The organism is Sphingomonas albertensis (assembly GCF_014358075.1).
GTDB classification, from domain to species: Bacteria; Pseudomonadota; Alphaproteobacteria; order Sphingomonadales; family Sphingomonadaceae; genus Sphingomonas; species Sphingomonas albertensis.
Genome location: NZ_JACONT010000003.1, coordinates 144367 through 153875 on the forward strand (window position 1 = coordinate 144367; position 9509 = coordinate 153875).

Sequence of the window (9509 nt, forward strand, 5' to 3'; positions counted from 1 at the left end):
CGCGAGCACCCTATCTACGATCCTGATCGTGAGGCCGGCTTCCCTGGCCGACGAACGTGGCTCTACGCCGTGTGCCGACCCAAAATCCATGGGCCACGGAACGTCGACGGTTCGGGAGGGGATGAGCGGGCGAAGCTCAGCCTTCACGACCGGAGACTGTCGCGAACCCGGTGGCCGGCAGCCCGCCTGTTGCCGCGGACGCGGCGAGGCGTCCCGACCCGTCGCATGCGCCGAGCGTGACCGAGAACGGTTCCCCGTCTCGCTGACTCACCATTTCGACGGACCATTGCAGGCGTCCCGTCGCTGCGGGCGGTGATCGCCCGGACGCCATGCATCCTATCCGCCAGCGCGTCGTCGCGTCCGACGGATCACCGAATGGACAAGCGTCCTTGCGCCGCCGGCGACGTAGGAGAAACGCCGGCGTGCGACTTGAAGCCGCCGACAGCATCAACCGCCGGGTCGCGGTTCTCGAGACATGCCGAACCTCGCCGACAACAGCCGCGTAGGCACCTTCGCGAAGCCCCTCTTCCATCAAGGAGACGACCTCCTCGTCCTGCCGAGCAAGAGCGAACTCGGTCTGCTCCCGCTCGAGGCCCACCTGCCCGAGTGCCGGCGCATAGAGATCGAAGCGGGTCACCGCCCACAGAACGCGTCCACCCGCCGTCTTGGCGAACCTCGCCAGCATTCCGCCGAGGAACAGCGTCGCGGCGGCGTCGTCCGCCAGCGAGATCGATGCCGCCGCGACCTCGTGAAGCGCCGCGGCTCCAATGCCGCCGCCGACCAAACGCCGGTCGATCTGCGCAACGCCGAACGGCAGCAACTCCGGAGATCTCGACATCGCCATCACGTCCGCCGGCGCGCCGCCAGCAGCGTTCCGACCCGACGGGGGGTGCGACGTCATGGGACGAGAACTCATCCGTTCACTATATGTTCTATTTGGTGGTATCTGGTCAATGGTGTGGCGGTCATCGGCAGGCGTCTGATGGCCCTTCAGATCGGAGTCGTGTGAGCGGGGATTGGAGCCCGCTTTGGTAGGGTGGAAAATGGAGATCCGAAATGAAGCTGACCGTACTGAGCCATGGGAACGAGCCACGACATGCCGCCGAGTTCGCCCGCGCGGCACGCAACATGATCGAACCGGACGAAGCCGAGGTACGTGAGTTCTGCAACCGTCTGACGGGGCTCAAGGGTGAAACCTACATGGACGTGTGCGACGAGGTCGCAGATCTCGCCCTGCCTTGCGGCTTCCTCCACGCGCGGGCGTTCGACGCGGACGATGGCCTCGAGCTCTCGAGCGCCATCTCGCGCACGAACCGCCCGCTGACACCGGACGCAAAGCGGCCACGGGCAATCGAGGAGGAACGCACGGCTCGAGGGGATGCTTGCGGACATGATACTCAACAACGTGGGTATGGAAGATCTGCTGTGAGAAAAACGACAGCTCCTGCCGCAACGCTACAGTCGGTCGCGCATCTCCAATCGACATCGGGGCTGTGCCTGTCTCATATTGAACGCATTGGCAGCAGCTGCATTTGATTTGACGCAGCCGACGGAATCGATTCAATCCGCCGCGGCAGACCGAGTGCGGGCCGCCAACCTGATATTCGACGACATGCAGGTGGCGAGATCGTCAGGTCGCAACCTCATGTTGCCGAGCTGGCAGTGTGGCGGTTACCAGCGACGAATGCCTGACGGAGGCACAAAATCGAGCGGGGGTGACGTGGGCGCGAAAGGTTCATCGAAGGGGAAGGCACCTGTGAAGCGGCGTACGACCGCGAGCGGTGGTGAGCCGGCGGAGCGGGTCCACCAGAGGGCCGGGAACGCCGGCTACGCAGGTTACGAATACCAGATCACGGTGAGCGTCTGGGTCGGGCTCGACCTGATGCTCGTCAAGGGCCTCGCCAACCAGATCACCATCGAGCCGCGCTCGGACGAAGATCTGGAGGCCGCCGTCGCGAACCCGGAGACCGGGCTGCTCGAGACGGCGGCCGCGGGAGATGGCTTCGACCTGGTCCTGCAGGCGAAGACCCGTTCCGGAGCGCCTTGGACGGCGCCCGCGATTGCCGACGTCCTGCTAGGCAAGGGCAACGATGCCGCAGGCAAGGACGGCAAGCGGAGCCGACCGCTTGAAATGCTCGAGGCCGATGAGAGGCGCCGCTACGTCTTCGTGACAAACGAGGCATCGGTCGAGGCGCTCCGGGCACACGAGGGCGACCACCTGTTCGACTTCGCCGAGCCCACCGACCTTCCACCCCACGCTCGCGACGAACGTGAGCCCGCCGTCCGGAAGGGTCTGGCCGAGCGGGTGCTTCTCCTGACCGGTCTGACCGAGGAGGTGCTCAGCGGCCGCATCTCCACGCAGCTAGAACAGCATGGCCACGTTCCGCAGGCCCGCCGCGCCGATTGCATGCGCGAGCTGCGCGATCTCGTGCGCGAGCGGATATGCGGTGTACATGGCGGCATATGGACCCGCGACGAGCTGTTGACGGTTCTCGTCAAGCATGGCGGCTCGATTGCCCCTACGCGTGACATGGACCACTACGTACGGCCTGCGTCCTACGAGTCCATCAGGCGAAAGCTGGAAAACGAGCACGCAGTCGTCATCGCCGGTCCTTCGGGCACTGGGAAGACGCTGACGGCCGATATCCTCGAACTCGAACTGCGCGCTGGTGTGCCAGCATTCGAGGTCGTTGGCGAGGAGCATGGGCCAGGGCCGGTCCGGCGCTCGCTCTCGGATGGGCGTTCGCTCCTGTTCCACCTCCGCGATCCGTGGGGAGGAAACCGGCTGATGCCGGGTGCCGATCGCTGGAGCGGCGAACTGCCTAAGCTGCTGGAGCTGGCTGGTGCCGGCAAGAAGTTCCTTGTGACTTCCCGTTCCGACGTGCTCGAGAGCGCCGGCACTCAGTTGAGCCGTGAGCTCGCGCCCTACGTCGAGTGGATACGGCCGGAGGACTACTCTCCGGCTCAGCTCGCGGAGATCTACGATCGGCTCGCCTCCGACCTCGGAGACCATGCCGGTATGCTCGCCACCACCTACCGCGTCGATGCTCTCGCCCATCTTAAGCGTCCATACGAGATTAGACGCTTTCTCAGCGCGCTCGCTCGGGAGAGCGCCTCGGCACCGTCGAAGGTCGCGGACCTGATCGCCCGATCGCAGATCGCGGCCATCTCCTCCGTGATCGCGGACCAGCTCGCCCCTTTCGGCATCGACGGGGTGCAGAGTGCCGCAATCATCTGGTCGATGCTCGTCGCCCGGGGAGCCGTTCCCGACAAGGTGCTCGCCCTTCTGACCCGGCGGCTGCGAGGTTCGGACACGTCTTTCCGACCGGACGTGCAAGGTCTCGTCGACTTCCTCGTTGCGGGCGACAACCTGAAGCGTGGCGGCGCGGCGCTGTCATTCGCGCATCCTCGCGTGGAGGACGGTCTCCGCATGGCGTTCATGCGGCGGTCCGACGACGCCGCCGACACCCTTCGTGCGGTGGTCGACCAGCTGATCGCCTGGGATGAAATGGATCGGGACTGGGGACGCGAGGCTGCGCTGGCGATCGTCAAACGGACTGCAGGGATCGATGGGCTGGATGTGACCCCGTCGGACGATAAGCGGGCTAGCTTCGACGACTACCTACTGACCCTGGTCATGGACGCGCGGGGACACAGCGACGTCGGCTCTGCCTTTGGCGACCTTGCGCGCTTCGGTTCGAGCGGGCACCTGCCGAGTCAGCTCGCGCGGCATCTGGTCGGTGGCGCCCGCCGGCCGAGAAGACCGTCCTTCGGCCCCCACTGGCGAGCGCCAGAACTCATCGACGAGGAAAGATCGCGCCTCGCCGCCGATCCGGCGACGCGGGAGCTCGCAGAGCGCTTCGTTCTCGAGGTGCTGCCGCATTCCCACGACGACTATGATCGGGAGCTTGTGCCATTCCTCGAGGCGCTCGCGCCCGACCTGCGCGCGGTCTTCTGGCGCGCTCTCGATGCGGGCGCGCATGCTGGCGCGACCAGCAACAATCTGGACGTGATTGTCGAAGGCGCGCTTTTCGGCGGGAGCCCCGACTACGAGCGCGCGATCGGGTTGTTCGCCCGTGCCGAGGAGGAGGCGGACGCTTGGATGGAGCGGTATGCCAAGGACCTGCGCGAGGCCGAGGAGCACGAGATCGACGCCGACTCCGTCGACCACGTCTTGGGGGAGCCGGAGGACCAATACCACGTCGGCCGCAGTGGAATGCAGTCGGTTGTTCGCATCCGCCGAAACCGCGAGGGGAGCGTTTTTCTTGTAGGACATCGACACGCTCAGCTGTTGGTGCGGGCGCTCGCTTACGAGCTCACCCACTCCCGCGAGCCAGTTGAAGCCGCGGAGCTGCAACTGACGCTGGACGTGTCGGAGGGCTGGACCCGCCACGACGTCTGGCGCGCCATCGCTGCGCATTGGGACTCGTCGTTGCTTCCCGAACTCGAAGCCGAGTTCAGCCGCGGCGACGACGGCGACGATGATATCCGCCGGACGCTGATCGAGATCTTGTCGCGGGATATCTTGAAAACCGGTCTTGTCCAGGCGCTTTCTGACATCGCACCTTCCTGCAGTGCCGAACGGCGCCTCGAGCTGTTGCGAAACTTCGTGGCGGAGGGCCTTGAGGGCGACCCAAGGGGAGATGAGGGCGTCGCCGCACGCGGCGTTCGCGCGGCCGCACTGGCGGCGACCTTCCCCCAGGAAGAGCGGGAGCTCGCCATCGCCTTCGCCAAGGTCGTCGCCGGGGGAGAGATCGGCGCGGCGGCGGCCGAGCTGTCGCAACCATCTCGCGATCATCTCGAGCTGGTCCTGACGTCAGCCCCGTCGCATGTGGCAGGCCCCCTGGCATTGATCGGCGCGGCCGCCGGCATCGACGTGCGTGCAGGTTCGGATGCGCTTCTCGCGACGGATGAGCCCGACGATGGGCTCGTGGCGCTCCAGGCCATGGCCTTGCAGGATCCGCCCGATCGCCAAGCCAGGTTGCTGGCCGCGCTCGATCATGGGCGCTATCACGTGCGCTCTCGCGCCCTTGGGATGCTAGTCCCGGTCGTCACGGACACCGAGGAACGGCGGGCCATCGCGGCCAAGTCGGCTTCCGACCGCAGTGCCGATGTGCGCCTCGCGTTCGCCGAAGCGATGGCCGAGCACCGCTGGCCCGAGGCCTTGGAGCCGCTCTGCACGCTGCTGGGCGATCTACGAGACTTCTCACACCATCTGTCCTCAGCAGCGCGAGGTTCCAACCTCCTCGTCGCTCGCGCGGCCACCAGCGCGCTCGGCGCATATGATGACCTTCCGGTGGCTGCGATCGATGCCCTGCTCGCCGCAGCAGGCGCTCCGAGCAAGGATCCGCTGGTGCCCTGTCGTGCGTTGGCGGCGCTGGCGTGCGTCGACGATCCGCGTGTGGACGGTGCCCTAACCGGTGCACTCTCGGCTCCGGCCCCGCGGCAGTCCCCCGCCCACCGGCCGCTCGCGCAGGCCGCGGCGTGGGCGATCAGGGACAGGGTGATTGACGGGAAGATGGCCACTCTCGGTCCTGCCGCCGATTTCGCGCGGACGCAGCGCGGCACCATCGCCGGGCCGCTATTGATGTCCGCCGGTCTGCTCGGGGGCACGGAGCGCAAATCACTCCTTGACCAGCTTGAGCGTGACGGGGACGTGGAGCGGCGCGAACTGGTCGTCGTCGCGGCCGCGGCGGCGGGCCGAACGGACGGGTTGCAGATCGGTGATCGCGAACGTCTCATCGGCAAAGTCGTTGCGCGTGGATCCACCGCCGGCCTCGATCCCAGCAGTCTGGGCGAGTTGGAGACATGGAGCCGTTCACTCGATGTCGGTGGAGAGTTCTCCCGCTATGCGGCGTGGGTCGCTCACGACTTGCTGGAGCTGCCCTTGAGCGCCGATCTCGGTGACGTCAGGGGCCCGGACCTGCCGAGCCTCTTGCCCGTGATGACCATGCGCTCGTTCACGCCATACCGTGAAGAGCCTGGTTCGAATGCCCAGCGACAGCTCAAGCCAGTCCGCCGATGAACGGTCGGCGAAGTATGGTCCCAGCTCTTTGCCGCCGCACGGGCTCAGGGATCGTTGCTCAAAGGATCGTCGTGGATCTCGACGACGGTGACACCGCGGAAAACGCGTGCCTGGGTAGAAGGCACTTCATCGCTCTGCGTGCTCTCCTCCGCCATGAGAAGGTGCGGATCGGAGAGTGGCAGACCACGCAGCAGCGCGAGGATAGGATCCCGCCTTTCGGCAAGGACGCGAAGGATGGCGTGCACCTCGGTGTACCGCGCGTTCACCGCGTCGATCGAGAGAGCCAGGACGGTCGAGACCAGTCGCTCGAAGCGCCGGACCAGCTCCGCGCGATTGTGCGCGCGCCTGGTGAGGTATCCAATCGGGTGAGTGGCGCTTTCCGGACGAAGAACGAGCGCTTCCGACAGCAGCGGCGCACCGTCGATGATCTCTCCCTTGCCGAAATGCGCGACTTCTTTGTCGCGCAGGTACATCATCTTCTCGTGGACCGTCCGCATCTCGCCAGAAAGCTTTCCGGTTCCGAACCAGGGGCGACGCCCGATGGGCGGGGTGTGCGTCGCTCGCGCGTACAGCACTATCGCGCTCGTCATGAGCGAACCGACGACCGTCGTGATATCCTCATCGTCGAGCGGGGTCTCGTCACTGGCGCTGGTTAACCGGATCAGCAGTCGGAGGGCGAGCAACGCCTCGTCGATGTCTCGGTGGGCGGAGGACACGTCGTTCGCCCGCCGTATAGCGGCTGCCAGTTCTGGATGCGCCCCGCTCTCGTCAAGAAGGGTCATCAGCGCCGTGAGGTCGTAGACGGGGGACATCGTGAGTGAATGGCATGAATGAGCGTGTCTGACGAACGAGAACTGGAATAAGAACGGTCGATCGGGACAAACGTCACCGACCGAGTCAGAAGTGGCAACCCCACATGTCGATCGTTCTCCCACAGCGTCCTATGAAACACCGCCGCAACGCCGCAACGCCCCACTTCTGTTCTGCTAGGGGAGAAGCGTGACGGTGCGATGCGACGATAGCGCTCGACGAGGTGCAGCGCCATCCAGATATGCTGCTCTGGCTCAAACACGGGCACGACTACCATGAGAGGAACGGCATTGCCGACTGCCTGCACTGCGGCAATCCGATCGCCCCAGAACGACGGGCGCTGCTGGCGGCAGCGCTGGACGACAGCGTCGATCAGTTCGTAGCCCGGCTCACCACGACGGCGGAGCGCCTCGGTAAACTGGTCACGACGACCATGCAGCTCGCCTCCCGGCTTCCCTCCGCCGACGACCTAGCAAGCGAACTTCGGGTTGGCTTCAAGGACGTGCGCAATGCCGCTTCGAATGAGGTGACGCAGCTCTCAAGGCAGCTCAGTACGCTGGAAACAGTGCTCAAGACGCTCCGCCTGTCCGACATCGCCGAGGTGAAGCGCGGCTACGAGGACCCGGCCACCTTCCTCGTGCGAAGCCAGGGAGAACCCGCCATCCTGCTGGGCGTCGTGATGCGCGAGCGCTGGAACGGGCTCGACCTCGGCGTCGCGCTCGAGAAGCAGGTGCGCCAGATCTCCAACGCGCTTCCCGCCGGCCTCACCCTCACCAAGGTCACCGATCAGGCCGTGAACATCCAGGAGGCCTACGGCGAGTTCATGCTGAAGTTCTTCGTCGCCCTGGCGGTGGTGATCACGGTCAGCCTCCTCAGTCTCGGCTGGCGGGTCGGCATCGTGGTCGCCGCGGCCGTGCCGCTCACCCTCGCGGGCGTCTTCATCATCATGCTGGCCACCGGCAGGGACTTCGACCGCATCACGCTGGGCGCTCTGATCCTGTCGCTCGGGCTTCTCGTCGATGACGCCATCATCGTGATCGAGACCATGGTCGTGAAGATGGAGGAAGGTCACGACCGCATCTACGCCTCCGGTCAGGCCTGGATCACGACCGCGGCGCCGCGGCTCGCCGGCGCGCTCGTAACCTCGATCGGGCTGATGCCCGTCGGCTTCGCCGCCTCCTCGGCCGGCGAATATGCCGGCAACATCTTCTGGATCGTCGCATTCGCGCTGCTGACCTCGTGGGTCGTGGCCGGTGCGTTCACACCCTACCTCGGCGTCAAGCTGCTGCCGAACATCAAGCCGGTGGAAGGCGGCCATGCCGCCATCTACGGAACCCCGCGGTATCGTCAGCTTCGCGGTCTCATCGCCAAGGCCGTCGCGCGCAAGAAGACGGTGGTGATCTCCGTGGTGGCGATCTTCCTGGTGGCCCTGTTCGGCATGGGATTCGTCAAGCAGCAGTTCTTCCCCGCATCGGATCGCCCGGAAGTCCTGGTCGAAGTGCAGATGCCCGAAGGCAGCAGCATCGATGCGACGAGCGCCGCGGTGGCGAAAATGGAAGGATGGCTCAAGAGGCAGCCGGAGGCGAAGCTCGTCACCAGCTACATCGGGCAAGGCGCCCCGCGCTTCTTCCTCGCGATGGCGCCCGAACTCCCGGATCCGTCATTCTCGAAGATCGTGGTGCTGACACCCGACGAGAAGTCGCGCGAGGTCCTGAAACGGCGCGTCCGGGAAGTCGCCGCCAACGGCATCGTTCCCGAGGCACGCATCCGAGCGACGCAGCTCGTCTTCGGCCCCTACTCCCCCTTCCCCGTGGCCTTCCGCGTCATGGGGCCGGACGTGGCGAAGGTCCGCGAGGTCGCCGAGCAGGTTCGCCTCAAGATGCACGCGAACGAGTCCATGCGGCAGGTCAACACCGATTGGGGCGAGCGCGTCCCCACGGTGCACTTCGTGCTCGATCAGGATCGTCTCCGCTCCATCGGCCTGACCTCCAGCGATGCAGCCGAGCAGCGCCAGTTTCTGCTGACCGGAGCGTCGGTGACCCAGGTCCGCGAGGACATCCGGACCGTCGAGGTCATGGCTCGCAGCGCGGGGAGCGAGCGGCTAGATCCATCGAAGATCGGCGGCTTCGCCCTGACAGGGAGTGCCGGACAGCGCGTTCCGCTCGACCAGATCGGCAAGGCCGAGATGCGCATGGAGGAACCGATCCTGCACCGCCGCGACCGCACCACGACCATCACCGTCCGCGGCGACATCGCCGAAGGACTGCAGGCCCCCGAGGTGTCCGCGAGAGTCGTCAAGGACATCGCGCCGATCGTGGCCGCCTTGCCCGCAGGGTACAGGATCGAGGCCGCCGGAGCCGTCGAGGAGGCTGGCAAGGCGAATGTCGCGCTCGCCGCGGTCTTCCCTCTGATGCTCGTCTTGATGATGACGGTGATCATGTTCCAGGTCCGCTCGATGTCCGCCATGGCCATGGTGCTGCTCACGGCGCCCCTCGCGCTTGTGGGGATGGTGCCGACATTGCTGATCTTCCATCAGTCGTTCGGCTTCAACGCCATCCTCGGGCTGATCGGACTGGCGGGCATCATCATGCGCAACACGCTGATCCTCATCGGCCAGATCCACAGCAACGAGCATGACGGGCTGGATCCCTACCATTCGGTCGTCGAGGCGACG

At 65.8% G+C, this 9509-nt stretch carries 4 protein-coding genes and 1 pseudogene; 3 read left to right on the forward strand and 2 right to left on the reverse strand.

What is annotated here, in order from left to right; genetic code table 11:
* Nucleotides 1–136 precede the first annotated feature (136 nt).
* Complete coding sequence (locus tag H8S47_RS02900; RefSeq protein ID WP_187502423.1) at nt 137–901, reverse strand: ImuA family protein; 765 nt, start codon at nt 899–901, stop codon at nt 137–139.
* Nucleotides 902–1056: 155 nt separating this feature from the next.
* On the opposite strand from H8S47_RS02900, the gene H8S47_RS02905 reads away from it, so the two are divergent.
* Both H8S47_RS02905 and H8S47_RS19105 read left to right on the forward strand, forming a co-directional pair.
* Nucleotides 1057–1536, forward strand: coding sequence for a hypothetical protein (locus tag H8S47_RS02905; protein ID WP_187502424.1), 480 nt, complete (start codon nt 1057–1059; stop codon nt 1534–1536).
* Between the two features lie 220 nt (nt 1537–1756).
* Nucleotides 1757–6025, forward strand: coding sequence for a HEAT repeat domain-containing protein (locus H8S47_RS19105; protein WP_187502425.1), 4269 nt, complete (start codon nt 1757–1759; stop codon nt 6023–6025).
* Nucleotides 6026–6069: 44 nt separating this feature from the next.
* Here the strand turns inward: H8S47_RS19105 and H8S47_RS02915 are convergent, their stop codons facing one another.
* Nucleotides 6070–6837, reverse strand: a complete 768-nt coding sequence (locus tag H8S47_RS02915) for a hypothetical protein (RefSeq protein ID WP_187502426.1) — start codon at nt 6835–6837, stop codon at nt 6070–6072.
* 200 nt (nt 6838–7037) lie between these two features.
* Between H8S47_RS02915 and H8S47_RS02920 the strand changes: the two are divergent.
* Nucleotides 7038–9509 (forward strand): annotated as a pseudogene (locus H8S47_RS02920) (efflux RND transporter permease subunit); the annotation flags it as partial.